Consider the following 26069-nt stretch of genomic DNA (forward strand, 5'->3'; position numbering starts at 1 on the left):
GGGCAAGCCCGCTCCCACAGGGTTTATGCGATTCCTGTGGGAGCGGGCTTGCCCGCGAAGGCGGCAGTTAAATGAATGCGAATCTGGCAGGCAATAAAAAGCCCTGCACTTCTCACGAGGGCAGGGCTTTTTGATGTGGCTGCGATCAGAACAAATCGATCGGCGCGCCCTCATCTGCCGGTAGCGGGCTGCCTGGCGCATTGCCGTTGCCCAGCTCGTTGCCCGTCGGAGGCGTATCTTCGACCTTGAAGAGTTCGAAGTAGGCCCCTGGCGTGCCTGGAGTGGCTGCACGGCCGCTGATCGGGTCTACCCGCAGGCTCAGGATGCCTTCCGGCTCTGGTTGCGTGTGTGGCGGCAGGCCTTTGAGCGCGGCGCCCATGTAGTTCATCCAGATCGGCAGGGCGACGGTGCCGCCAAACTCCTTGCGACCCAGGCTTTCGGGCTGGTCGAAGCCCGTCCAGACGGTGGTGACGTAATCGGCGTTGTAACCGGAGAACCAGGCGTCCTTGGATTCGTTGGTGGTACCGGTCTTGCCAGCAATGTCGCCGCGGCCCAGTGCCAGCGCGCGGCGTCCGGTGCCGAGCTTGATCACGTCTTCCAGCATGCTGTTGAGGATGTAGGTGGTGCGTCCATCGACAATGCGTTCAGCCACGGCGGGTGTTTGTGGGGCTGCTTGTGCGCCCGGTACCTGGCCAGGTGTTGCATTGACCGTAAAGGCTTCGGCGACGGGTGCGGCGATACCGTCGGTTGCGGCGCCGCCTTTCGGCACGCTGGGCGGGTTGGCAACGAATAGCGTGTCGCCGTTGCGGCTGTCGATCTTGTCGATGATGTACGGGGTGATCTTGTAGCCGCCGTTGGCGAAGGTGCTCCAGCCCGTGGCGATTTCCATTGGCGTCAGGGTCGCGGTGCCCAGGGCCAGGGACAGGTTGGGCGGCAGGTCCTGCTTGTTGAAGCCAAAACGGGAGATGTAGTCGATGGTCTTGCCAACGCCCATCGCTTGCAGCAGGCGGATCGAAACCAGGTTGCGAGACTTGTAGAGCGCTTCACGCAGGCGGATCGGGCCGAGGAAGGTGTTGGTGTCGTTTTTCGGGCGCCAGACCTTGTCCAGGTATTCGTCGACAAACACGATCGGTGCGTCGTTCACCAGGCTGGAGGCGGTGTAGCCATTATCCAATGCGGCGCTGTAGACAAAAGGCTTGAAGCTCGAGCCCGGCTGGCGCTTGGCCTGGAGGGCGCGGTTGTAGTTGCTCTGCTCAAAGGCGAAACCGCCGACCAGCGCGCGGATGGCGCCGTTTTGTGGATCAAGCGAGACCAGTGCGCCCTGAGCCTGCGGGATCTGGCTGAACTTCAGAGAATTGTCCGCCTGGCGCTGCACCCGAATCAGGTCGCCGACTTGGGCTACATCCGAAGGCTGCTTCGGATTGGCGCCCATGCTATTGGTGTTCAGGAATGGGCGAGCCCATTTCATGCTGTCCCAGCCAACGTGTTCGCTGCCGGTGCGGGTCAGCACCTGCAGGCCGCCCTTGTCGACCTGGGTGACGATGGCCGGTTCAAGGCTGCTGATGGTGCGTTGCTTGGTCAGTTCGTTCGCCCACGCCTCGCGCGTCTTGCCTGGCAGGCGGGACTCGGGGCCCCGATAGCCGTGACGCTGGTCATAGGTCATCAAGCCTTCGTGGAGGGCGGTGTTGGCCATTTCCTGCAGGTTGCTCGGCACCGTGGTGGTGACGCGGAAACCTTCGGTGTAAGCATCGCTGCCATAGCGGCCAACCATTTCAGCGCGGGCCATCTCGGCGATGTAGGGCGCGTTCACTTCCGGGGTCGGCACGTGATAGCTGGCGTTCAGTGGCTCGTTGATGGCGGTGGTGTAGTCGGCTTCGCTGATTTTGCCCAGCTTGTACATGCGCCCCAGGATCCAGTCACGGCGCTCCTTGCTGCGCGCCGGGTTGGCCAGCGGGTTGAATCGCGAAGGCGCCTTGGGCAGGCCGGCGATCATCGCCATCTGCGCCAGGCTGATGTCGCGAATCGACTTGCCGTAATACACCTGCGCCGCGGCTTCGATGCCGTAGGCACGGTTGCCCAGATAGATCTTGTTGACGTACAGCTCAAGGATTTCGTCCTTGGTCAGTTGCCGTTCGATCTGCAGGGCCAGGAGGATTTCGGTGGTTTTGCGCGAGAAGCTGCGTTCGCTGGTCAGGAAGAAGTTCTTCGCCACCTGCATGGTGATGGTGCTGCCGCCGGACTGGATATGGCCGCTTTTGACCAGTTGAGTGGCGGCGCGCATCAGGCTGCTGGGATCGACGCCGTAGTGGTTGGCGAAGTTATCGTCTTCAGCACTTAGTAACGCATTAATGAAATTGGGGGGAATGTCGGCGAAACGGATCGGTGTGCGGCGCATTTCGCCAAATTCTGCGATCAACTTGTTGTCGCTGCTGTACACCCGCAAAGGAATCTGCAACTGGATGCTTCTCAGTGCCTCAACGGACGGCAATCCGGGACTAAGGTAAAGAAACGCCCCACTCAGACCCAGAAGCAGTCCGCAGAATACGGCGACGATGGACCAACCGAAAAATTTCAGCAGACGAATCAAGGCTTTTGGACATCCAGGGCAAAAAATGAATTTGGCATCAGGGTTCAGGCTAAGGAGAACGACCCGCGCTTGAGAAAAAAGCGGAAAAAACGCTGGGCATTATAAGCATTTTTCCGTCCAAGGCGTTATTTGCGCTAGCTGTCAAGACGGGTGGATTGAACGCAACACCCGTTATGGAGTCCGTAACTCACGGAAAGTCATAGGGAATTGGTAGTGCTAGGACTCTTCAATAAAAAAGCCAGGTCGCTTCTGGGGATCGATATCAGCTCCACTTCGGTGAAGCTGCTGGAGCTGAGCCGCCAGGGCAATGGCTATAAGGTCGAGGCCTACGCGGTCGAGCCATTGCCCTTCAGTGCGGTCGTCGAGAAAAATATCGCCGAACCCGATGGCGTGGGCCAGGCACTGTCGCGTGCGCTGGTCAAGGCCAGGACCAACCTCAAGAGCGTGGCGGTGGCCGTGGCCGGTTCGGCGGTGATCACCAAGACCATCGAGATGGATGCCGGCCTTACCGACGACGAGATGGAAGATCAGCTCAAGATCGAGGCCGACCAGTACATCCCTTATCCGTTGGACGAGGTCGCCATCGATTTCGAAGTCCAGGGTGCGTCAGCGCGCAATCCTGGTCGGGTCAATGTGCTGCTCGCCGCCTGTCGCAAGGAAAACGTCGAGGTCCGTGAGGCCGCCCTGGCGCTGGCGGGCTTGACTGCGCGCGTGGTCGACGTTGAAGCCCATGCACTGGAGCGTTCTTTCGGTTTGCTCGAGAGTCAGCAGGGTGGCGCTCAAGGGCGTCTGGTGGCAGTGGTCGATATCGGGGCCACGATGACCACCCTGAGCGTGCTGCATGACGGACGGATCATCTACACCCGCGAGCAATTGTTCGGTGGCCGCCAGCTCACGGAGGAAATTGGGCGCCGATATGGCCTGACCGCTGAGCAGGCCGGCCTGGCGAAGAAGCAGGGCGGTTTGCCGGATGATTATGTCAGTGAAGTGTTGCAGCCATTTCGAGAGGCGCTGGTGCAGCAAGTGTCGCGTTCATTGCAGTTCTTCTTCGCTTCGGGCCAATACAACGCGGTTGACCATATCCTGCTGGCAGGCGGTACCGCGTCAGTTCCCGGCCTGGACCGGTTGATCGAGCAGCAATTGGGCACGCCAACCCAGGTGGCCAATCCGTTTTGCGACATGACGCTGGGTATCAAGGTCAACGCGGCGGCCCTGGCCAGCGATGCACCGGCGTTGATGATCGCCTGCGGGCTGGCCCTCAGGGGTTTCGACTGATGGCGCGGATCAATCTATTACCTTGGCGCGAAGAGCGGCGTGAAGAGCGGCGCAAGCGCTTTCTACTGGTGCTGGCCGGTGTGCTGGTAGGGTCGGCAGGTGCATTGCTCGTCGCCAACCAGGTCATCGGCAACGCTATCGAGCGGCAGGTTGCGCGTAACAATTACATCGGCAAACAGATCGCCGTGGTCGACGAACGGATCAAGCAGATCAGCGATCTCAAGGCCCGTCGTCAACAATTGGTCGAGCGCATGCGCATCATCCAGGACCTGCAGGGCAATCGCCCGAACAGCGGGCGAATTTTTGATCAGCTGGCGCGGACCTTGCCTGATGGGGTGTATTTCACCGAAGTGAAAATGGCGGGCAATACCTTGTCCATCACCGGTGCGGCGCGATCTAACAACCGTGTTTCAGACCTGATGCGAAACCTGGATGCGTCCGACTGGTTCGATGCGCCCAGCCTGACCGAAGTCAAGGCGACGACCGCGGGTCAACTGGACCAGGCCAACGTTTTTCAGTTGACCGTTCGTCAGGCCCAGCCTGCGACCGTGGAGGATGGCGAATGAGTCCGTCCGAATGGTTCGAAGGGTTGCGCAGGATCGACATCAACGATCTGGACACCCACAACATGGGGGCCTGGCCACCCGCGATCAAAGTCCTGATGGGCGTTGTGGTCGCGATTTTGGTGCTCTCGATTGGCTACAACTTTTCCACGAGCGAGCTTGCGAATCAGCTCGAACTCAAGCGCGAGGAGGAGTCGACCCTCAAGGAGCAATTTGCCAGCAAATCCCGTATGGCGGCGAATCTGGAGCTCTACACCCAGCAGATGAAGACGATGGAGAACTCCTTCGGCGTGCTGCTACGGCAACTGCCCAGCGACACTGAAGTCCCCGGCCTGCTGGAAGACATCACGCGAACGGGGCTGGGCAGCGGCCTGGAATTTGAAGAGATCAAGCTGTTGCCGGAGGTCGCCCAGCCGTTCTACATCGAATTGCCGATCCAGATCACGGTTACCGGCGCCTATCACGACCTGGCCACGTTCGTCAGTGGCGTGGCCGGGTTGCCGCGTATCGTCACCCTGCATGATTTCGACCTGGAGCCGGTCAACCCCGACGACGGATCGAAATTGCGCATGAGCATCCTGGCCAGGACTTACCGCTACAACGACAAGGGGCTGCGTTGATGAGCCCGCCGCGTGGTTTATTAATCCTGGTATTGGTCGCCGTATTGGCAGGCTGTGGCGGCGGCGATGATTTCAGCGACCTGGACGCCTACATGAACGAAATGCGCCTGCGGGCGCCGGGCAAGATTGAACCAACGCCGACATTCCGGTCTTACCCGACATTCACCTACAACGCCGCCAACTTGCGCAGCCCGTTTGTCCCGCAGGTCAAAGTCGATCTGGCACGCCAGCAGGGGGCGCGCAACGTCAAGCCTGACCCCAGTCGGGTCAAGCAGTACCTCGAGGGTTTCAATATCGAGCAGTTTGAAATGGTCGGCACGATCTCCAATGCGGCAGGCTCCTTTGCGTTGCTACGCGGCGCCGGTGGGGTGCATCGGCTGAAAGTCGGTGATTACCTGGGGCGTAACGACGGCCGGATAGTCGCCATCAGTGGCTCGCAAGTCGAAGTGGTCGAAATCGTTCCCGATGGCGAAGGTGCCTGGCTGGAGCGGCCGCGGACCCTTCCTTTGAAAGAGCATTCATAGTGGAACTCGAACAATGAACAGGATTTTCTCCGCCCTCGGAGTATCGCTATGGATAGCGTTGTCGCCGATGGTACAAGCGGTCAACCTCAAGGCGCTGGATGTTGCCGCGTTGCCGGGGGACCGCGTCGAGTTGAAGCTGGTGTTCGACGAGCCACCTCCGACGCCCCGTGGCTACACCACGGAGTCCCCGGCCAGGATTGCCCTGGATCTGCCCGGTGTCGTCAGCCAGCTGGCGAGCAAGACTCGCGACCTGGGCAATGGCAATGCCCGCAGCGCAACCGTGGTGGAGGCCAAGGATCGTGCGCGGCTGACCATCAATTTGACCCAGTTGAGCCCCTACGACTTCCGGGTCGAAGGCAACAACCTGTTTGTGGTCGTCGGGCAGAGTGGCAAAAGCCCTGCACCAAGAGCGGCTGCCGCTGTTGTACCGGCACCGGCCCATGCGCGTGCGGCTGTACCGGCAGGCAAGGCGATTCGTGCGGTGGATTTCCAGCGGGGTACCCAGGGGGAAGGCAATGTCGTGATCGACTTGTCGGATCCGTCCATTGCGCCCGATATTCAGGAGCGCGAAGGCAAGATCATTCTCAGCTTCACCAGGACCCGATTGCCCGAGCCATTGCGCGTGCGCCTGGACGTGAAGGATTTCGCCACACCGGTACAGTTCGTCAATGCCAGTGCGACGGGGGACAGGGCGACCATCACCATTGAGCCCAATGGTGCCTTCGACTATTCGACCTACCAGACCGACAACAAGCTGACCGTCAGCATCCGCCCGATGACGGTCGACGATCTGCAAAAGCGCAACGCCGGCCGCAATGCCTACAACGGTGAAAAGCTCTCGCTGAACTTCCAGGACATCGACGTGCGCTCGGTGTTGCAGCTGATCGCCGATTTCACCAACCTCAATCTGGTCGCCAGTGACACGGTGCAAGGGGGCATTACCCTGCGCCTGCAGAATGTACCCTGGGACCAGGCGCTGGACCTGGTGTTGAAAACCAAGGGCCTGGACAAGCGCATGGTGGGAAATGTGCTGCTCGTCGCCCCGGCCGACGAAATTGCCGCCCGTGAACGCCAGGAGCTGGAGTCACAGAAGCAGATTGCCGACCTGGCACCCCTGCGTCGGGAACTGTTGCAGGTCAATTACGCCAAGGCGGCCGATATCGCCAAACTGTTCCAGTCGGTGACCAATGCCGAAGCGAAAGCCGACGAACGGGGGTCGATCACCGTCGATGAGCGCACCAACAACATCATTGCCTACCAGACCCAGGACCGACTCGACGAACTGCGGCGGATCGTTGCGCAACTGGATATTCCAGTGCGCCAGGTGATGATCGAGGCGCGCATCGTCGAAGCCAACGTCGACTACGACAAGAGCCTCGGCGTGCGCTGGGGTGGCTCGATACAGAACAAAGGCAACTGGAGCGCTTCGGGAGTCGGTAACGGCACCAGTGACGGCGGTAGCTCGCCGTTCGTCGACCTGGGGGTCGCCAACAACACGTCGGGCATCGGCATCGCCTTCATCACGGACAATGTCTTGCTGGACCTTGAATTGTCGGCCATGGAAAAGACCGGCAACGGCGAAATCGTCTCGCAACCCAAGGTGGTCACCTCCGACAAGGAAACCGCAAAGATCCTCAAAGGCACCGAGATTCCCTACCAGGAAGCCAGCTCCAGCGGCGCTACGTCGGTCTCGTTCAAGGAGGCTTCGCTGTCGCTGGAGGTGACGCCGCAGATCACGCCGGACAACCGGATCATCATGGAGGTCAAGGTTACCAAGGACGAGCCGGACTACCTGAACAAGGTCCAGGATGTACCGCCGATCAAGAAAAACGAGGTCAATGCCAAGGTCCTGGTCAACGATGGCGAGACCATCGTCATTGGTGGTGTTTTCTCAAATACTCAAAGCAAGGTTGTAGATAAGGTGCCATTTCTTGGCGATGTGCCGTATCTTGGCCGCCTTTTCCGGCGTGACGTGGTTTCGGAGAAAAAATCCGAGCTGTTGGTGTTTCTCACACCGCGTATCATGAATAACCAGGCGATTGCTGTGAGTCGTTGATTCTGTGCGAAATTTGATACTTGTAGGACCGATGGGGGCTGGAAAAAGCACCATCGGCCGGTTGCTGGCCAAAGAGCTGCGCTTGCCATTCAAAGATTCCGATAAGGAAATTGAATTACGCACGGGCGCGAATATCCCATGGATCTTCGACAAGGAAGGCGAACCCGGCTTTCGTGAGCGCGAGCAGGCAATGATTGCCGAGCTGTGCGATTACGACGGCGTGGTGCTGGCGACGGGCGGTGGCGCGGTCATGCGCGAAGCCAATCGTCGGGCACTGCGTGCCGGCGGACGGGTGGTCTATCTGCATGCCTCCGTCGAGCAGCAGGTCGGCCGCACGTCCCGCGACCGCAATCGACCCTTGTTGCGCACTGCCGATCCGGCCAAGACCCTGCGGGATCTGCTGGCGATCCGCGACCCCCTTTATCGGGAAATCGCCGATCTGGTGGTGGAAACCGATGAGCGCCCGCCACGTATGGTCGTGCTCGACATCCTGGAGCGTTTGCAGCAATTGCCGCCCCGTTAAAGCGTCGCACGAAATGCGCTATCCTCGGCGTCCTGCCATGACCGCTCCAGGTTGTGGCGAACGGCCGACGAACGGCGTCACACCAACGGTGGCCGTAGACATTCGTTAACTCAAGGCAGGTTGCCTGATTCCATCTTCACTGTGGGGACACATGCAGACACTCAAGGTCGATCTAGGCGAGCGCAGCTACCCGATTCATATTGGCGAAGGTTTGTTGGACCAGCCTGAGCTGCTGGCCCCGCATATTCGCGGACGGCAAGTGGCGATCATTTCCAATGAAACCGTCGCGCCGCTCTATCTCGAACGCCTGACCCGCAGCCTTGCGCAGTTCTCGGTAATCTCCGTGGTGCTGCCAGACGGTGAGGCCTTCAAGACCTGGGAAACCCTGCAGCTGATTTTCGACGGTCTGCTGACCGCGCGGCACGATCGGCGCACCACGGTGATTGCCCTGGGCGGCGGCGTGATTGGCGACATGGCCGGCTTTGCGGCTGCCTGCTACCAGCGCGGTGTCGATTTCATCCAGGTTCCGACCACGCTGCTGTCGCAGGTTGACTCTTCGGTGGGTGGCAAGACCGGGATCAACCATCCGCTGGGCAAGAATATGGTTGGCGCCTTCTATCAGCCGAACGTCGTGCTGATCGACACCACGTCCCTCAACACCCTGCCGGCCCGCGAGCTGTCCGCCGGCCTGGCCGAAGTCATCAAGTACGGGCTGATCTGCGATGAGCCGTTCCTGACCTGGCTGGAAGACAACGTGGACCGCCTGCGCAATCTGGATCAGCAAGCCCTGACCTATGCCATCGAGCGCTCTTGTGCCGCCAAGGCGGCCGTGGTCGGCGCCGACGAGAAGGAGACCGGTGTGCGGGCAACGCTCAACCTGGGTCATACCTTCGGTCACGCCATCGAGACCCATATGGGCTATGGTGTCTGGCTGCATGGTGAAGCGGTCGCTGCTGGCACTGTAATGGCTCTGGAAATGTCCGCGCGCCTGGGCTGGATCAGCGAACAGGAGCGCGACCGCGGCATTCGCCTGTTCCAGCGCGCCGGCCTGCCGGTTGTTCCGCCTGAAGAGATGACGCCAGCCGATTTCCTCGAACACATGGCAATAGACAAGAAAGTGATCGACGGTCGTTTGCGCCTGGTGCTGCTGCGCCACATGGGCGAAGCGGTAGTGACCGACGATTATCCGAAAGAGGTTCTACAGGCCACGCTGGGAGCGGATTACCGCGCCCTGGCTCAGCTTAAAGGTTAATAAGAACGCGATGACTAGTTTGCATGCCGACGAGGCTTTCCTCGGCCACTACCAGTTGAATCATGACCCTTTTGCTCCACGGGTCCCTGGCTTCAAGTTTTTCCCTGCCCAGCGCAAGCCGGTGCTGGGGCAGTTGCACCATCTGGCGCGGTACAGCCAGTTGCTGTTGGTAGTCACAGGTCCGCACGGCAGTGGCAAGACCCTGCTGCGTCAGGCTCTGGTGGCCAGTACCAACAAGCAGACCGTGCAAAGCGTGGTGGTTTCCGCCCGTGGTGCGGGTGATTCGGCTGGCGTGTTGCGCCAGGTTGCCCAGGCGCTGGACGTTGCCCAGGCCGAGGTCGGTGCAATCCTGAAACAGGTAGTGCAGCTTGCCCTCACGGGACAGGAAGTCTATCTGCTGGTCGATGACGCCGAGCAGCTCGACGAGTCCGCGCTTGAAGCCTTGATGGCCCTTGGTGCGGGTGCGCCGGAAGGCCGTCCGCATGTGTTCCTGTTCGGCGAGTCGTCCATGATCGCTCAGCTTGAGGCTTTGCAACTCGAGGAAGAACGCTTCCACGTCATTGAGCTGCAGCCTTACACCGAAGAGGAAACGCGTGAATACCTGGAGCAGCGGCTCGAAGGCGCCGGTCGGGGTATCGAACTTTTCACTGCAAATCAGATCTCTGATATTCACGAAAGCTCCGAGGGTTGGCCTGGCAACATCAACCAGGTTGCCCGCGATGCGATGATCGAAGCCATGATTGCCAGCCGCTCAGCGGTGAAGCGTCCAAGTATGGGGTTCAATATGCCGAAGAAACACGTATTGGCGATTTCCGCCGTCGTTGTGGTCGCGGTAGCCGCCGCCTGGTTGATGCCCGGTCGCAGCAAGGCACCGACCACGGGGGCGCCTGCCAACGAGCAGGCGCAATTACCGCTCGGCCAGGGTTCGCAAGGCGGGGCTCCGGCCGTCGAATTCGCCGGTAACTCGCAGCCAACGCCATTGCCGTTGGTCGGCAATTCGCAGCCGGTCATGCGGGCCCCATTGGCCGAAGCAGCGGGTGGCATTACCGAGGGCGATGACGGCGTGCCGGTCGAGGGTTCCAGCGCCACGCCGCCGACCGTGACCACCATTGCACCGCCAGCTGGCGTTCCAGCCGGTCCTGCGCCAACGCCAGCAGCCAAGCCCACACCTGCACCGACCCAGGTCGCTACCGCCAAGCCAGCGCCTGCTCCGGTTGCCAAGCCGGCTCCAGCTCCGGCGCCAGCCAAGCCAGCCGCCGTTGCCGCCAAGCCGGCCGAGAAGCCAGCGACCGTCGCCAAGGCTGCCGGTGGCACCTGGTACGCAGGTCAGGCGCCAGGTAACTACGTGGTGCAGATCCTCGGCACCAGCTCCGAAACCGCCGCGCAAAACTTCGTCAAGGAGCAGGGCGGCGAGTACCGTTATTTCAAGAAAGTCCTCAACGGCAAGCCGCTCTACGTGATCACCTACGGCAACTTCGCCAATCGTGATGCAGCCGTTTCCGCCATCAAGGCCTTGCCAGCGAAGGTTCAGGCTGGTAAACCTTGGCCTCGCACTGTCGCCAGCGTCCAACAGGAACTGGCAACAACTCGCTGAAGATTCGGCGGCCTTACCCAGGCCGCCTCTCCAAGCACCTCAAAATTTCTACAAGTGCGCGCAACCTTCCAGGCTGCGTGCCTTGTGGTGTCTGCGTCACAGTAGTCTTTGAGTCGTAGCGGTCAAAATTAAAAAAAGTTTTGACTAGCACAGCAGATCGCTTTAAACCTTTCACAAATGCGACATAGATTTGCGACATTTCGTCGCCAAATTTGTGAGGCCAAGTGTCGGTGTGTACAATGACCTCCCTTTTGCCCCCGCAAAGCTGGCGTACGTTCGGCGCGGATGGTAAGTGGTTGAATTGAAAAGAAATTTGCCTCGATGAGAGGCAGCCTGGTGAGAAAGTGTCTATGAAAGCAGGTCTGTACCAACCAGATGAATTCAAGGATAACTGCGGTTTCGGCCTGATTGCCCATATGCAGGGCGAGCCCAGTCATACCCTTTTGCAAACGGCCATCGAGGCCCTGACCTGCATGACCCACCGCGGTGGGATTAATGCTGACGGCAAGACCGGTGACGGTTGCGGTCTGCTGATTCAAAAGCCGGACGTGTTCCTGCGAGCCATCGCCCAGGAAACCTTCGGCGTCGAATTGCCCAAGCAATACGCCGTGGGCATGGTTTTCTTCAACCAGGACCCGGTCAAGGCCGAAGCCGCTCGCGAGAACATGAACCGCGAGATCGTGGCTGCCGGCCTGCAGTTGGTCGGCTGGCGCAAAGTGCCGATCGACACCAGCGTCCTCGGCCGCCTGGCCCTTGAGCGCCTGCCACAGATCGAGCAGGTGTTCATCGGTGGCGAAGGCCTGAGCGACCAGGACATGGCCGTCAAGCTGTTCACCTCCCGTCGTCGCTCATCGGTGTCCAACGCCGCCGATACCGACCACTACGTCTGCAGCTTTTCGCACAAGACCATTATCTACAAAGGCCTGATGATGCCGGCGGACCTGACCGCCTTCTATCCGGACCTGAGCGATGAGCGCCTGCAAACTTCGATTTGCGTGTTCCACCAGCGCTTTTCCACCAACACCCTGCCGAAATGGCCGCTGGCTCAACCGTTCCGCTTCCTGGCGCACAACGGCGAGATCAACACCATCACCGGCAACCGCAACTGGGCCGTGGCCCGTCGCACCAAGTTCACGAACGATCTGATGGATCTGGAAGAGCTCGGCCCGCTGGTCAACCGCGTTGGTTCCGACTCTTCGAGCATGGACAACATGCTCGAGCTGATGGTCACTGGCGGCATCGACCTGTTCCGTGGCGTGCGGATGATCATTCCGCCTGCGTGGCAGAACGTCGAGACCATGGACCCGGACCTGCGCGCGTTCTACGAATACAACTCGATGCACATGGAACCGTGGGACGGCCCGGCCGGCGTGGTAATGACCGATGGTCGCTACGCGGTGTGCCTGCTCGACCGTAACGGTCTGCGTCCGGCGCGTTGGGTCACCACCAAGAACGGTTTCATCACCCTGGCTTCGGAAATCGGTGTCTGGAACTACCAGCCTGAAGACGTGATCGCCAAGGGCCGTGTTGGACCGGGCCAGATCTTTGCCGTGGACACCGAAACCGGTCAGATCCTCGACACCGATGCCATCGACAACCGCCTCAAGTCACGTCATCCGTACAAGCAATGGCTGCGCAAGAATGCCCTGCGCATCCAGGCGACCATGGAAGACAACGACCACGGTTCGGCCTTCTACGACGTCGATCAGCTCAAGCAGTACATGAAGATGTACCAGGTCACGTTCGAAGAGCGCGACCAGGTGCTGCGTCCGCTCGGCGAGCAAGGCTACGAAGCCGTGGGTTCGATGGGCGACGATACGCCGATGGCCGTGCTGTCCCAGCGCGTGCGCACGCCGTACGACTATTTCCGCCAGCAGTTCGCGCAGGTGACCAACCCGCCGATCGACCCGTTGCGTGAAGCCATCGTCATGTCGCTGGAGATCTGCCTCGGTGCCGAGCGCAACATCTTCCAGGAGTCGCCGGAACACGCTTCGCGCGTGATCCTCAGCTCGCCGGTCATTTCCCCGGCCAAGTGGCGCTCGCTGATGAATCTCGATCGTCCGGGCTTCGAACGCCAGAAGATCGACCTCAACTACGACGAAAGCATCGGGCTGGAAGCGGCGATCCGTAACGTTGCGGATCAGGCTGAAGAAGCCGTGCGCGCCGGTCGTACGCAGATCGTCCTGAGTGACCGTCACATTGCCCCGGGCAAGTTGCCGATCCACGCTTCCCTGGCCACCGGCGCGGTACACCACCGCCTGACCGAAAAGGGCCTGCGTTGCGACTCCAACATCCTGTTGGAAACCGCGACCGCTCGCGATCCGCATCACTTCGCCGTGTTGATCGGTTTCGGTGCCTCCGCCGTTTATCCGTTCCTGGCCTACGAAGTGCTGGGCGACCTGATCCGTACCGGTGAAGTACTGGGCGACCTCTACGAGGTTTTCAAGAACTACCGTAAAGGCATCACCAAGGGCCTGCTCAAGATCCTGTCGAAGATGGGTATCTCGACCATCACTTCGTACCGCGGTGCGCAGTTGTTCGAGGCCATCGGCCTGTCCGAGGAAGTCTGCAACCTGAGCTTCAAGGGCGTGCCAAGCCGCATCAAGGGCGCACGTTTCGTCGACATCGAAGCCGAGCAGAAAGCCCTGGCCACCGAAGCCTGGAGCGCGCGCAAGCCGATCCAGCAAGGTGGCCTGCTGAAGTTCGTCCACGGTGGCGAATATCACGCCTACAACCCGGACGTGGTCAACACCCTGCAAGCCGCCGTGCAACAGGGCGACTACAGCAAGTTCAAGGAATACACCTCGCTGGTGGACAACCGTCCGGTGTCGATGATCCGTGACCTGCTGAAGGTGAAAACCCTCGACACGCCGCTGGACATCAGCGAAATCGAACCGCTGGAATCGGTGCTCAAGCGCTTCGACTCCGCCGGTATCTCTCTGGGTGCCCTGTCGCCTGAGGCTCACGAAGCCCTGGCCGAAGCCATGAACCGCCTTGGTGCGCGTTCCAACTCCGGCGAAGGCGGCGAAGACCCGGCGCGCTACGGCACCATCAAGAGCTCGAAAATCAAGCAGGTTGCTACCGGCCGTTTCGGTGTGACCCCGGAATACCTGGTCAACGCCGAAGTGCTGCAGATCAAGGTTGCCCAAGGCGCCAAGCCGGGCGAAGGTGGTCAACTGCCAGGGGGCAAGGTTAACGGCCTGATCGCCAAGCTGCGTTACGCAGTACCAGGCGTGACCCTGATTTCGCCACCACCGCACCACGACATCTATTCGATCGAAGACTTGTCGCAGCTGATTTTTGACCTCAAGCAGGTCAACCCGAAGGCGCTGGTCTCGGTGAAGCTGGTAGCGGAAGCAGGCGTCGGTACCATCGCCGCCGGTGTGGCCAAGGCCTATGCGGACTTGATCACCATCTCCGGCTACGACGGCGGCACCGGTGCATCGCCACTGACCTCGATCAAATACGCGGGCGCACCGTGGGAGCTCGGCCTGGCCGAAACCCACCAGACCCTGCGCGGCAACGACCTGCGCGGCAAAGTCCGGGTACAGACCGACGGCGGCCTGAAAACCGGCCTCGACGTGATCAAGGCAGCCATCCTCGGCGCTGAAAGCTTCGGCTTCGGCACCGCGCCGATGATCGCCCTGGGCTGCAAATACCTGCGCATCTGCCATCTGAACAACTGCGCCACCGGCGTCGCGACCCAGAACGAGAAGCTGCGCAAGGATCACTACATCGGTACCGTCGACATGGTGGTGAACTTCTTCACATACGTCGCCGAAGAAACCCGTGAGTGGCTGGCCAAGCTGGGCGTGCGTTCCCTCGAAGAGCTGATCGGTCGTACCGATCTGCTGGAAGTGCTCGAAGGCCAGACCGCCAAGCAGCATCACCTCGACCTGACCCCATTGCTGGGCAGCGACCACGTGCCGGCGGACAAGCCGCAGTTCTGCGGCGTTGAGCGTAACCCGCCGTTCGACAAAGGCCTGCTGGCCGAGAAAATGGTCGAGATGGCCACCTCGGCGATCAACGACAAGAGCGGCGCGGAGTTCGAACTGGATATCTGCAACTGCGACCGTTCCATCGGCGCGCGGATCTCCGGCGACATCGCCCGTAAGCACGGCAACCAGGGCATGGCCAATGCGCCAATCACCTTCCGCTTCAAAGGCACGGCCGGCCAGAGTTTCGGTGTGTGGAACGCCGGCGGCCTGAACATGTACCTGGAAGGCGACGCCAACGACTACGTCGGCAAGGGCATGACCGGCGGCAAGCTGGTGATCGTTCCGCCAAAAGGCAGCATCTACAAGACCCAGGACAGTGCCATCATCGGCAACACCTGCCTGTACGGCGCCACTGGCGGCAAGCTGTTCGCCGCCGGTACCGCGGGCGAGCGTTTCGCCGTGCGTAACTCCGGTGCCCACACCGTCGTGGAAGGCACTGGTGATCACTGCTGCGAGTACATGACCGGTGGTTTCGTCTGCGTCCTGGGCAAGACCGGTTACAACTTCGGTTCTGGCATGACCGGCGGTTTCGCCTACGTGCTCGACCAGGACAACACCTTCGTTGACCGGGTCAACCACGAACTGGTGGAAATCCAGCGGATCAGCGGCGAGGCGATGGAAGCCTACCGCAGCCATTTGCAACGCGTGCTGAACGAGTACGTCGAGGAAACCGACAGCGAGTGGGGTCGTGAACTCGCCGAGAACCTCGACGATTACGTGCGCCGTTTCTGGTTGGTCAAGCCCAAGGCTGCCTCCCTGAAATCGTTGCTTTCCAGCACCCGTGCCAACCCGCAGTGATATGCGCCTGAAGAGTTTGATGAGGTTTTAAAATGGCTGAACGTCTGAATAATGACTTCCAGTTCATCGAGGTCGGGCGCAAGGATCCGAAGAAGAAACTGTTGCGTCAACGCAAGAAAGAGTTCGTGGAAATCTACGAACCGTTCAAACCCCAGCAGTCGGCCGACCAAGCCCACCGCTGCCTGGGTTGCGGTAACCCGTATTGCGAATGGAAGTGCCCGGTGCACAACTTCATTCCCAACTGGCTGAAACTGGTGGCCGAGGGCAACATCCTCGCCGCCGCGGAGCTGTCGCACCAGACCAACACCCTGCCGGAAGTCTGCGGCCGGGTGTGCCCGCAGGACCGTCTGTGCGAGGGTGCCTGCACCCTGAACGACGGCTTCGGCGCGGTGACCATCGGTTCGGTGGAGAAGTACATCACCGACACCGCGTTCGCCATGGGTTGGCGCCCGGACATGTCCAAGGTCAAGCCGACTGGCAAGCGTGTCGCGATCATCGGTGCGGGCCCCGCGGGCCTGGGCTGTGCCGACGTGCTGGTGCGTGGCGGTGTGACCCCGGTGGTGTTCGACAAGAACCCGGAAATCGGCGGTCTGCTGACCTTCGGCATCCCCGAGTTCAAGCTGGAAAAGACCGTGCTGAGCAATCGTCGCGAAGTCTTCAGCGGCATGGGCATCGAGTTCCGCCTCAATACCGAGGTGGGCAAGGACGTGACCATGGAACAACTGCTCGAAGAATACGATGCCGTATTCATGGGCATGGGCACCTACACCTACATGAAGGGCGGCTTCGCCGGTGAAGACCTGCCGGGCGTGTACGACGCGCTGGACTTCCTGATCGCCAACGTCAACCGCAACCTGGGCTTTGAAAAGTCGCCGGAAGATTTCGTCGACATGAAGGGCAAGAAGGTCGTGGTACTCGGTGGTGGTGACACGGCGATGGACTGCAACCGTACTTCGATTCGCCAGGGTGCCAAATCGGTGACCTGTGCCTATCGTCGTGACGAGGCGAACATGCCAGGCTCGCGCAAAGAGGTGAAGAACGCCAAGGAAGAAGGCGTGAAATTCCTCTACAACCGCCAGCCGATCGCGATTGTCGGTGAAGACCGTGTCGAAGGCGTAAAGGTGGTCGAGACCCGTCTCGGCGAGCCGGACGCCCGTGGCCGTCGCAGCCCCGAGCCGATTCCGGGCTCCGAAGAGATCATCCCGGCCGACGCCGTGGTCATCGCCTTCGGTTTCCGTCCGAGCCCGGCGCCGTGGTTCGAGCAGTTCAGCATCCAGACCGACAGCCAGGGTCGCGTCGTGGCACCCGAGCAAGGTCAGTACAAGCACCAGACCAGCAACCCGAAAATCTTCGCCGGTGGCGATATGGTGCGCGGTTCTGACCTGGTGGTGACGGCGATCTTCGAAGGCCGTAATGCGGCGGAAGGGATCCTGGATTACCTGGGCGTCTAACCAGGCGACACAAAAACCTGTAGGAGCGAGCCTGCTCGCGATGGCGATAGATCAGTCACCCAATGTATTGACTGGTACTGCGCTATCGCGAGCAGGCTCACTCCTACAGTTGTTTTGTGGTGCTGCGAAGACCGATGTTTCCCCGCGACAAATTGACCTGATAGACAAAAGGCTGAGCTGCATTCGTGCCTTTTGCGTCCGGCTCTGAGAAAATGCCCGCACTTTTTTTCCGGATGCCGACATGACTGCCCTGAAGAACGACCGTTTCCTGCGCGCCCTGCTCAAGCAACCCGTAGACGTCACCCCTGTGTGGATGATGCGTCAAGCCGGTCGCTACCTGCCTGAATACCGCGCCAGCCGCGCCAAGGCCGGCGATTTCATGAGCCTGTGCATGAACCCGGCGTTCGCTTGCGAAGTCACGATGCAGCCGCTGGACCGCTATCCGCAGCTGGACGCGGCGATCCTCTTCTCCGACATCCTGACCATCCCCGATGCCATGGGCCAAGGCCTGTACTTTGAAACCGGCGAAGGCCCGCGTTTCAAGAAAGTCGTCAGCACCCTGGCCGACATCGAAGCCCTGCCGATTCCTGATCCGCAGAAAGACCTCGGTTACGTGATGGACGCGGTCAGCACCATTCGCCGTGAATTGAACGGCCGTGTGCCGCTGATCGGCTTCGCCGGCAGCCCATGGACGCTGGCCACCTATATGGTCGAAGGCGGCTCGTCGAAAGACTACCGCAAAACCAAAACCATGCTCTACGACAACCCGCAAGCCTTGCACCTGCTGCTGGACAAGCTCGCGCAGACGGTCACCAGCTACCTCAACGGCCAGATCCTGGCCGGCGCGCAAGCGGTGCAGATCTTCGACAGCTGGGGCGGTAGCCTCTCGGCGGCGGCGTACCAGGAATTCTCTCTGGCTTATATGCGCAAAATCGTCAGCGGCCTGATCCGCGAGCACGAAGGTCGCAAGGTACCTGTGATCCTGTTCACCAAGAATGGCGGCCTGTGGCTGGAAAGCATTGCCGATGCTGGAGCCGACGCGTTGGGACTGGACTGGACTTGCGACATTGGCAGCGCCCGTGCCCGTGTCGGTGACAAGGTTGCCTTGCAAGGCAATATGGACCCGACCGTGCTTTACGCCAAACCCGAAGCCATTCGCGCAGAAGTCGGGCGCATCCTCGCCAGCTACGGCAAGGGCAGCGGCCACGTGTTCAACCTCGGCCATGGGATCACCCCGGAAGTCGACCCGGAACATGCCGGCGTCTTCCTGCGCGCGGTGCATGAGTTGTCGGCGCAGTACCACGAATAACTGCGTTTAAGTTGTTTAAAACCCGTCCGGCCCGGCGCCGTACGGGTTTTTTATACTTTTAGTTTTTTATCTCCAGTTCAAGTGTTGCCCCTTGTAAGATTTTTTTCATTCTGTGTCAGATAAAGAGCTAGATGGAACTATCCTGCAGCAAGTAGAGATTTTCCCTACATATAAAGTTGTTTCATTCAAGTAAATTTCCCGGACCGTGCTCCCCTCTCGTGGTGAGCAGAATTGCAATTAACGGCGTATGAAATACACGCCTTTGATTCTCGATAAGCAGTCTGGAATTTATTGGATGAAAAATACTTACTACAAAGGAAGTGCGTTGGCCGCCTGCACTTCCTCAATGATCCTGTTATCGGCAATGTTGGCGTCACAAAGTGTTTCCGCGCATGGCTATCTGGAAGTGCCACCTTCGCGCGCACTGCTTTGCCAAAAGGGAGTGAACACCAACTGTGGCGCTGCGCAATACGAACCACAAAGCGTGGGCGAAACCTTCAAGGGCTTCCCGGCGGGCATCGGCGGAGCGCCGTTGCAGGGACCGATCGACGGCAAGATCCCCAGCGGTGCTCATCCGAGCTTTTCTGCCATGGACGCCCAGTCGGCAACCCGATGGAGCCTGACTGAAATCCGCGACCGGAACATCGATTTCCAATGGCGCTACACGCAAGCGCATCCAGCCACCAAGCATGAGTATTTCATCACTCGCAACGGTTGGAATCCTAACGAACCGCTCAAGCGCGCCTCGTTCGAAAGCACTCCGTTCTGTTCCGTCGACGGCGGGCATCAACTGCCGGTCTCCGGCGCCAAGCACAACTGCTCCATCCCTGAAGACAAATCCGGACAGCACGTCATCCTGGGTATCTGGACCGTGGGTGACACGGATGCGGCGTTCTATAACGCGGCCGACGTGAACATTCTTGCCGAGCCGGCGCTGCCGGGTGGCTGGTCTTCGGTCGGCAGCATTTCCGCCGGGACCCCGTTGCTGATTGGCGACAAGGTCAAGGCTCGCGCATTCTCGGCCAATGGTGAGAGCCCGGAATACAGCGTGGAAGTTTCCATTGATACCGTAGAAGAAGGTTCGCCGAACAACTGGTCGTTCAAGTTGGCAGAGAAAATCAACAAGACTCACACGGTTATCCGCGCTGGTATTCGTAACGAAAATGGCGACATCGAGCCGATCCGTGGCAACAACACTTTGTACGCGCAAAAAGAAAGCGGCGTGGCCCGTTACGAAGTGCAACTGAACATGCAGGAAGATGCAGCGGCTCGTCTGTCGGTGGCTTCCCTGCAACCTGAGTTTGTGTTGGAAAAAGGCTTGGCCAATATCAATTTCAACATATTGTCCAATCGCAAGATGAACGTCGAAGCGACGCTGTTCGATGAAAGCAACAAGCCGGTCGGTTTCACTTCCGCACAGGTGGACAGCGGCCCGGCCTGGCTGGCCCTGGATGTTCGCAGCAACCCTGGCAAGCACACCCTGACGCTGGTTGGCACGACTCTGGATGGCCGGACGACTCGCCAGGATACTCAGGTGACCCAGTTGACGGGTGAAGGCGCCGGCGCTGACTACGACTTCGTTTTCCCTGAAGGCCTCGGCGAGTACACCGACGGTACCAAGGTACTGCAACCGAAGACCAACGAAGTCTTTGAGTGCAAGCCATTCCCTGAATCCGGTTATTGCAAGCAGTACAGCCCGTCTGCCAATGGTTTTGAACCTGGCGTCGGTGCGCATTGGCACATGGCCTGGAACAAACTTTAAGTCCCTCGCAGAACTTCAGGTGACCTGGAAAGGTCGCCTGAAGGTTTTCTTTTTTTCGAGTTGCAAATGATGGTTTCGGATTATTCCAGGCAACGTGTGCTACTGCACTGGATCTCGGCGGCGGTTATCTTGTGGGCCCTGGCATCCGGGTTCTATGTGGCCGGCATGGATGTGTCATCCCAAGTTAAACACTTAGTGGCATTTATCAATGTTTCACTGACCACGGCGTTCATACCGGTTTTTGTCTGGCGACTGTTTATTTTTGTCTATCACACCCTGCATGTAAGCGTGGTCGGCTTTTCGACACTGGAAAGGCTTGTGCTACTTGCTCACTCGCTGATCTACCTCACGGTGAGTGTTGTTTTGGTGACCGGTGTTTTGATGATGGATCGCCCCATCAATGTGTTCGAGGTGGTCAAGATCCCTCAACCATTAATCAATCCTGGCCTTATCGCGTCATTCACTGCGATTCATGTGTGGGCGTGTGTGGTTCTTTCGGTGCTGATTGCACTGCATGTCGGTGCAGTGATCGTGCATGAGGTCTCTGGCCGCCGGATACTGCGGCGAATGTCTTTATGAGAATGCAGCAATCATTCGATCGAGCGGCTCGAGAGGCCCGTTCGTGAAGAATTCATGGAAGGTGACTAGCCGTTTTGGCCTGCTGGCAATGCCGGTGGGTTATGCCGCGCTGCTGATCTGGCAGGAGTGGCACTTTCGTGAGCACCTCGCCTCGCCGCCGCTGCCAGTGTTGGCGCCAGCCTCTGTTCCCGTCCATGTCCTGCTGGATGCTACTGCGGTGGCGTCGGTGCTGGGCCTGACCCAAGAGGCCTCGTTGCTCGCCAGTGCCGAGCCGCTGACCTTGCAGGCCAGTTTTGTCCTTAGCGCCGGTTTGTCCAAAGCGTTGCTCGTCGATGCCCAAGGCCCCCGTATGTATCAGGTGGGCGAACGTTTGCCCGGTGGCAGCGTGCTGCGCCGCGTCGAGGCTAGTCAAGTGGTGCTGTGGAACAAGGGGCGGGAAGAGCGATTAACCCTGCAACCGTCTGCTGCGCGTTTCCTGCGCAGACTTGAGTCTCCAGGTGACACACAGGCTCCCGCGGTTTCTACGCGTTATCTACTCCCGGTTTCCGGGCCGTCAGAGTGATCAACATCATGAACAGTTTCATTGGCGCGCAGGTTTTGCGCTGGACTTTTTTACTTGTCGTATTGGCGAGCCTGACTTTGCCGGGCGCGTTGCAGGCCGCGCAAGAAAAGTGGCAGTTGGCGATGAACAACGCCGAGCTGCGCGACATCGTTGAGGAAATCTCCGGCATTCTGGGGACCACCGTGGTGCTGGATCCCAGGGTCTCCGGACGCATCACGGTCATGTCTCAACAAGCCCTTGATCGCGAAGGCGTGCGCCGCTTGTTCTACGGGGTGCTCGATGCCCACAACTTCACGGTGATCGACGAGGGTGACCGCATCCTGATCACGCCCGTGACCGAAGCCAAGACCCGCGCCGGCACCAGCCCTGCAAAAAACCCTACGCCCTCGCAATTTGTCACCCGGGTGATCGAGCTGAACAATAGCAGTGCCGCCGACATCGCCGGGCTGGTCCGGCCATTGGTCTCGGCCAACGGCTATGTCGGGCCGTCCGTGTCGGCCAATGCGGTGGTGGTCACGGAGACGGCAGCCAATGCGCAGCGCATCGTCCAGGTCATCCGCCAGCTGGATTCCGGACAAAGCAACATGCACGCCGTGGTGCAGTTGCGCCACGCCCGGGCCAGTGACGTGGCTCCGGTAATGGAAGCTTCGCTGGGCAAGCGCACGGCCGAGAACGCGATCCAGGTATTGGCCGACAGCAGAACCAATCGCTTGATCCTGATTGGCCCGGCGGCCGTTCGCCAACGCCTGGCCGAGCTGGCGCGCGGCCTCGATGTTCCTGCCACGGCGACTGCGGATAACGCCCGGGTGATCCGCTTGCGTCACAGCGACGCCAAGCAGTTGGCCGAGATCCTGGAAAGCATGGGGCAGGGCCGAAAAGCGGCTCCGGCCCTTGGCAATAGCAAGGACGCAGCGCCAGGCACTGCCTTCATGATCAAGGCCGACGAAAGCCAGAACGCACTGGTACTGATCGCTGAGCCGGAGCAGGTCAGGACCATCGAAAGCATTGTGCGTCAGTTGGACCAGCCGCGCGCCCAGGTGCTGATCCATGCCGCCATTGTCGAGATTTCCGGGGACATCGCTGAAGCGGTCGGCGTGCAATGGGGCATCAGTACGGGAGATGCGAAAGGCTTCATCAACTTCCCCGGCACCGATATCCCGATCGTCGGCGGCCTGGATTTCAACGAGAAAAAGTCCGCGCCCGAAGGCGCGCTGTTGCGCCTGGGCAGTGATCGCTTTGGTGCATTGATTTCGGCCCTGGCCAGCAATACCCACAGCAACCTGCTCTCTACGCCAAGCCTGTTGACGCTGGACAACCAGGAAGCCCACATCATCGTCGGCCAGAACGTCCCGTTCAAGACCGGCTCCTATGCCACCAACAGCAACGGAGCGGACAATCCGTTCACCACCGTCGAACGCAAGGACGTGGGCATCAGCCTGAAGATCAAGCCTTACATCAACGAAGGCTCGACGCTGCGCCTGGAGGTCGAACAGGAAGTATCGGACATCGCGCCCTCGGTATCGGGCATCGACTCCTCGGACCTGATCACCAACAAGCGCGCCCTCAAGAGCACCATCCTGGCCGACGATGGCGAAATCATCGTCATTGGCGGGTTGATCAGGGACAGCGTCAGAACCCAGAAAAGCGGGGTGCCGTTACTGCGTGATATTCCTTATCTGGGCGCACTGTTTCGCTGGAACCGGGACACCCAGAGCAAAAGCAATCTCATGGTGTTCCTGCGGCCCACCATCGTGCGCAGCAAGGAAGACCTTAGCGGCATCAGCCAACAGCGTTACAACGCGCTGCGTGACTTGAGTCAGTCGGGGGCGCGGGATAACAACTCGTTGCTGCTGCCGGCTGATTCGCGTCAGCTGTTCGAACCGGTCTCCGAAGCGCCTGTGCTTGACCTGCGCAAGCCTGCGCCATGACCCGTTCAAACGATGGTTGTCAGCCACTGCCCTTCGGTTTTGCCCGTCGTTTCGGCGTGCTGCTGGAGTGCGAAGGCGACGAGTCGAGCCTTGCGGTGCGTGCCGATACGCCGCTCACCGCCGTGGCGGAAGTACGCAGGGCATGCGCTCGCGAGCTGCCGCTGCGGGTGCTGGAACCCGAGATTTTTGCAGCACGCCTGGCAGCCGCCTACCGCGAAGGCCAGAGCGCCGCCGAGCAGGTTGCCCAAGGACTGGACGAAGAGCTGGACCTGCTCAGCCTGGTGGACAAGGTGCCGCAAACCGCCGACTTGCTGGAGCAGCAGGGCGATGCGCCGATCATCCGTTTGATCAATGCATTACTGAGCGAGGCGATGCGCGAGCAAGCCTCGGACGTGCATCTGGAAACCTTCGAGCAGTACCTGTCGGTGCGCATGCGGGTCGACGGGCAGTTGCGTGAAATGCTTCGGCCGCGACGTGAATTGGCGACGCTGCTGGTGTCGCGCATCAAGGTCATGGCGCGCCTGGATATCGCTGAAAAGCGCGTGCCCCAGGACGGTCGGATGGCCTTGCGCCTGGCCGGGCATGAAGTCGATGTACGGGTCTCGACCCTGCCCTCGGCACACGGCGAACGGGTGGTACTGCGCTTGCTCGACAAACAGGCCGGGCGCCTTGAATTGTCGCGCCTGGGCATGCCGCAGGACATCCTCCGGGACCTGCGCCACCTGCTGGGCAAACCGCACGGCATCCTGCTGGTGACCGGGCCTACCGGCTCAGGCAAGACCACCAGCTTGTACGCTGCGCTCAATAGCCTGAACGACCAGACCCGCAATATCCTCACGGTCGAAGATCCCATCGAATACCACCTGCCGGGCGTGGGGCAGATGCCGGTCAACCCGAAAGTGGACATGACCTTTGCCCGGGGGTTGCGAGCGATCCTGCGCCAGGATCCGGACGTGGTGATGGTCGGCGAAATCCGTGACCGCGAGACCGCTGAAATTGCCGTCCAGGCTTCCCTGACCGGCCACCTCGTGCTCTCGACGCTGCACACCAACAGTGCGGTTGGTGCGGTGACGCGCCTGGCGGACATGGGTGTCGATGCCTACCTGCTGGCATCGTCGCTGGTGGGCATTCTGGCCCAGCGATTACTGCGCACGCTATGTCCTCATTGCAAGGCGCCCTATGGCGCGGATGCGACTGCCTGCCAGCGCCTGGGGCTTGATGTCGCACCGTTGCAGCTGTTCCGGGCCGTGGGTTGTGAGCAGTGTCAGCAAGGTTATCGCGGGCGCGTCGGCATCTATGAACTGATCAGCGTCACACCGGCATTGGCGACGCTGATTCACCAGGGGGCCAGTGAGCAGGCCTTGGCCAACGAGGCGCGCCAGGTGTCGCGCAGTCTGTTCCAGGACGGCCGCCAACGGGTGGTGGACGGGCTGACCAGTCTCGACGAGCTGCTGCGCGTGACTCGGGAGGACTAGGTCATGCCGACATTCGATTACCGGGCCGATGACGTCCAGGGCCGCCAGCGCAAGGGGCGGCTGGAGGCGGACAACCCCCGACATGCGCGGCAAGTGCTGCGTGAGCGCGGGTTGTGGCCGCGCGACTTGAAGGAAATCCGCATCGTGGGTGGCGCCAACAAGCCCGGCAACGCTGGGCGATTAAGTGCCGCCGACCTGGCGCTGCTGACACTGCAGTTGTCCACGCTGGTTCAAGCCGGCTTGCCCTTGGAGGAGTCGCTTGAGGCCGTGGCGAAACAAAGCGACAAGCGCCGGGTTGGCAGTTTGCTGTCGGCGGTACGTAGCCGGGTCATGGAGGGCCATGCCTTGGCCGATGCGTTGGCGCAGTTTCCCAAGGCGTTCCCCGAACTGTTCCGCGCCACCGTGGCCGCCGGCGAACGCTCTGGCCATCTGGGCCAGGTGCTGGAGCAATTGGCTGCGTATACCCAGGCTCGCCAGGCCTCACGGCAAAAAATCCAGATGGCGCTGGTGTACCCCTTGATCCTGATGTTGGCCAGCGTGGTCATCGTCGGCTTTCTGCTCGGTTACGTGGTGCCGGACGTGGTGAAGATTTTTGTCGACAGCGGCCAGCCGTTGCCGTGGTTGACCCGGGCGTTGATCGGTACCAGCGACGGGTTGCGCAAGCATGGCCTGCTGTTGATCGTCGTGCTGGCGCTGTTGATCACCCTCTGGCGCTGGAGCTTGCGTCAACGGGTCTGGCGCCTGCGCTGGCATCGCCAGGTGTTGAACCTGCCGGTCTGTGGTGACGTGCTGCGCGCAATGGAAGCTGCACGATTTGCCAGCACCCTGGCCATCCTCGGTAAGAGCGCCGTGCCCTTGGTCGACGCACTGGAAATCGCCGCTGCCGTGATCGGCAACCTGACCATCCGTGCGCGGATGACCGACGTCGCCCGCTCGGTTCGTGAAGGTGGAACCCTGACCCATGGCCTGGAACTGAGCGGCGACATCCCGCCGATGATGCTGCACATGATCGCCAGTGGCGAGCGTGCGGGCGAACTCGATCGCATGCTGGCCCGCGCCGCCGAACAACAGGAAAGCAGCCTGGCGGCGCGTATAGCCCTGGTGGTGAGCCTGTTCGAGCCGGCCATGCTCGTGTTGATGGGCGGGGTGGTGCTGCTGATCGTCCTGGCCATTCTGCTTCCGATTCTCAGCCTCAACCAATTGGTGAATTGAT

General features: G+C 60.4%; 18 protein-coding genes. 17 read left to right on the forward strand and 1 reads right to left on the reverse strand.

The window, feature by feature from the left end; translation table 11 throughout:
• Positions 1–145: 145 nt before the first annotated feature.
• Entirely contained in the window at positions 146–2584 is a 2439-nt protein-coding gene (locus OH720_RS01790; RefSeq protein ID WP_442967303.1) for a penicillin-binding protein 1A, read from the reverse strand.
• A 216-nt stretch (positions 2585–2800) separates the two neighbouring features.
• Here OH720_RS01790 and OH720_RS01795 point away from each other — a divergent pair, with 216 nt between their 5' ends.
• From OH720_RS01795 to gspF, 17 genes are all read left to right on the forward strand, one after another.
• Positions 2801–3862, forward strand: coding sequence for a pilus assembly protein PilM (locus OH720_RS01795; protein ID WP_272604327.1), 1062 nt, complete (start codon positions 2801–2803; stop codon positions 3860–3862).
• Positions 3862–4428 (forward strand): PilN domain-containing protein, encoded by a 567-nt coding sequence (locus tag OH720_RS01800; protein ID WP_272604328.1) that lies wholly within the window; start codon positions 3862–3864, stop codon positions 4426–4428. Before OH720_RS01795 ends, OH720_RS01800 begins: the two co-directional genes overlap by 1 nt.
• On the forward strand, positions 4425–5045 hold the full coding sequence (gene pilO / locus OH720_RS01805; protein ID WP_272604329.1) for a type 4a pilus biogenesis protein PilO: 621 nt from the start codon (positions 4425–4427) through the stop codon (positions 5043–5045). The genes OH720_RS01800 and pilO overlap by 4 nt, the downstream gene beginning before the upstream one ends.
• Positions 5045–5569 (forward strand): pilus assembly protein PilP, encoded by a 525-nt coding sequence (locus tag OH720_RS01810; protein ID WP_272604330.1) that lies wholly within the window; start codon positions 5045–5047, stop codon positions 5567–5569. The genes pilO and OH720_RS01810 overlap by 1 nt, the downstream gene beginning before the upstream one ends.
• A gap of 13 nt (positions 5570–5582) precedes the next feature.
• Entirely contained in the window at positions 5583–7625 is a 2043-nt protein-coding gene (gene pilQ, locus OH720_RS01815) for a type IV pilus secretin PilQ (protein ID WP_272604331.1), read from the forward strand.
• A gap of 4 nt (positions 7626–7629) precedes the next feature.
• Positions 7630–8148, forward strand: coding sequence for a shikimate kinase AroK (gene aroK / locus OH720_RS01820; protein ID WP_032831512.1), 519 nt, complete (start codon positions 7630–7632; stop codon positions 8146–8148).
• A 151-nt stretch (positions 8149–8299) separates the two neighbouring features.
• Positions 8300–9400 carry a 3-dehydroquinate synthase gene (aroB, locus tag OH720_RS01825; RefSeq protein WP_180203922.1) on the forward strand — a complete coding sequence of 367 codons (1101 nt, stop codon included), beginning with the start codon at positions 8300–8302 and terminating at the stop codon, positions 9398–9400.
• A 10-nt stretch (positions 9401–9410) separates the two neighbouring features.
• Positions 9411–10994, forward strand: a complete 1584-nt coding sequence (locus OH720_RS01830; RefSeq protein WP_272604332.1) for an AAA family ATPase — start codon at positions 9411–9413, stop codon at positions 10992–10994.
• Between the two features lie 350 nt (positions 10995–11344).
• The gene (gltB, locus tag OH720_RS01835) at positions 11345–15790 is read left to right on the forward strand and encodes a glutamate synthase large subunit (protein WP_272604333.1); all 4446 of its coding nucleotides are present in this window, start codon (positions 11345–11347) and stop codon (positions 15788–15790) included.
• Positions 15791–15822: 32 nt separating this feature from the next.
• Positions 15823–17241, forward strand: coding sequence for an FAD-dependent oxidoreductase (locus OH720_RS01840; protein WP_272604334.1), 1419 nt, complete (start codon positions 15823–15825; stop codon positions 17239–17241).
• Positions 17242–17482: 241 nt separating this feature from the next.
• On the forward strand, positions 17483–18550 hold the full coding sequence (gene hemE, locus OH720_RS01845; protein ID WP_272604335.1) for a uroporphyrinogen decarboxylase: 1068 nt from the start codon (positions 17483–17485) through the stop codon (positions 18548–18550).
• A gap of 295 nt (positions 18551–18845) precedes the next feature.
• Positions 18846–20312, forward strand: a complete 1467-nt coding sequence (gene gbpA, locus OH720_RS01850; RefSeq protein WP_272604336.1) for an N-acetylglucosamine-binding protein GbpA — start codon at positions 18846–18848, stop codon at positions 20310–20312.
• 66 nt (positions 20313–20378) lie between these two features.
• Entirely contained in the window at positions 20379–20891 is a 513-nt protein-coding gene (locus tag OH720_RS01855) for a cytochrome b (protein ID WP_272604337.1), read from the forward strand.
• 43 nt (positions 20892–20934) lie between these two features.
• Positions 20935–21453, forward strand: a complete 519-nt coding sequence (locus OH720_RS01860) for a type II secretion system protein N (protein ID WP_442967256.1) — start codon at positions 20935–20937, stop codon at positions 21451–21453.
• Positions 21454–21461: 8 nt separating this feature from the next.
• Positions 21462–23381, forward strand: a complete 1920-nt coding sequence (gene gspD, locus OH720_RS01865; protein ID WP_272604338.1) for a type II secretion system secretin GspD — start codon at positions 21462–21464, stop codon at positions 23379–23381.
• The gene (gene gspE, locus OH720_RS01870; protein WP_272604339.1) at positions 23378–24856 is read left to right on the forward strand and encodes a type II secretion system ATPase GspE; all 1479 of its coding nucleotides are present in this window, start codon (positions 23378–23380) and stop codon (positions 24854–24856) included. The genes gspD and gspE overlap by 4 nt, the downstream gene beginning before the upstream one ends.
• A 3-nt stretch (positions 24857–24859) precedes the next feature.
• Positions 24860–26068, forward strand: a complete 1209-nt coding sequence (gspF, locus tag OH720_RS01875) for a type II secretion system inner membrane protein GspF (protein WP_272604340.1) — start codon at positions 24860–24862, stop codon at positions 26066–26068.
• The last annotated feature ends 1 nt before the right edge of the window (position 26069 follow it).

Source organism: Pseudomonas sp. WJP1 (assembly GCF_028471945.1).
Taxonomy (GTDB): Bacteria; Pseudomonadota; Gammaproteobacteria; order Pseudomonadales; family Pseudomonadaceae; genus Aquipseudomonas.